The following is a 1,482-nucleotide window of genomic DNA, read 5'->3' as shown; positions in this document are numbered from 1 at the left end:
ACCGACGACATTACTTGCTTCATCCTATGTATTAACTCGCTCTAATTCGAGCTGAAGAAATTATGGCTTAAAAAGTTAGGCAAGGATCAGTGCGTTTAACTTGACTGTGGGAGTCATACCAACGCCCGCATAAGTGGCGTATTAAAGCTTGGCTATAATAGGAACAAAGTGACGCAGCCAAGCTTTTTGCGTCCACCCTTAATGCGATTGTTATATGCCGTTCATCTAAAATGGTTTAGGTATATACTTTCGCAACATTTCTGGAATTAAAAACTCTTCGTACTGTTTTGGAATACGACCGTTAAAAGATTGAGCATAAAGACTAGCCCAATCAATAAAGTACCCCAATTTAATTGCATAATCTCTAGCTTCATCGAAATTCAATTCAAGATGTTGAGCAATATTTTCATAAATAGCACGGTACTCAAATGGTGGTTCATCATATGCCATTCCAAAAACAGCACTCTCAGTATACCAATTTTGATGGCTTACTTGCTCGTCCGAAACTTCACCATTGATATAAGACTTTGCTGTTTCTAACGCTATTTTAAAATTTTCCTGAGGCAATAGCCCAATGTATGCCTGCAACAATCAATATAGAATAGTTGCAATTCTTTGGTAAAACTGTCGAACTTTTGTTCATCGCTTTCTCTTAACGCATTCAGCATTGCTAATGCATTTTTACACGAATTCCACTCCAGGTTATTCATAGGCATATAACATGTTTATAGCGAGCAAATTGCGCGTTTTTCTTATTGGTTTATTTTTAACAAACTTGTTAACTAATTGCTAGTGTTATAAAAATCTAGTCGTGCTAGCTTTTTAACTGTATAAAACGAGCGAAAGGGTCGTTTCTTGACTATGCGAGTGGTTAAATTGTAGCTTTACGTATATACAGTTAGAAGGATTGTAAATGAAAAACTCTCTCCGTATTTTAATTACATTGAAGACTATATACTCTATCGACAGTACTCATTAAGAACTACAAGTACTTAATTTAGATGATTTTACGGCGGAGGGTTATTCGCTATCTCAATTATGTTCCCCTATGGCTTTAGACAAAATAAAGGTTAGGGTTTCCTATCAACCTCCAATAGGTCCAAACGGTGAGCTGACATTGTGTTTATCTACTAAAGAATTTATGCTTTCGGAGTTGAGGGGTTTATAACGAGCCACTAAAAAAGATAAATAGTGTTTACCAAATTCTTGCAATGGCTTTTTACTTTCAGGAGATACAGTGAGATTTCTAGTATTTTTACTTTCATTAACTCCCTTGTTTAGCCTTGCTTGTTCGACTGAAAATACGAGTGGGTTATCAGCTTTTAAAACTCAAAGTATTTACGGTGAGATATAGCACGCGAATTCAACCCCGAAGTGCACCACTCGCTAAATTAGGCCGCATTGCGTAATTCGTTAAACACAACGACAGGCTGTTTGTAACCTAGGCACTTTCTAGGTCTGGCGTTTAGCGCACGTTCTATA

At 36.9% G+C, this 1,482-nt stretch carries 1 protein-coding gene; it reads right to left on the bottom strand.

What is annotated here, in order from left to right; all coding sequences use genetic code 11:
- Positions 1-225 precede the first annotated feature (225 nt).
- Positions 226-567, bottom strand: a complete 342-nt coding sequence (locus L1272_RS22985) for a hypothetical protein (protein WP_235374366.1) — start codon at positions 565-567, stop codon at positions 226-228.
- Positions 568-1,482: the final 915 nt, after the last annotated feature.

The organism is Pseudoalteromonas sp. PAST1, assembly GCF_021532515.1.
Classification (GTDB): Bacteria; Pseudomonadota; Gammaproteobacteria; order Enterobacterales; family Alteromonadaceae; genus Pseudoalteromonas; species Pseudoalteromonas simplex.
This window is presented reverse-complemented; position numbering and strand designations above follow the sequence as displayed.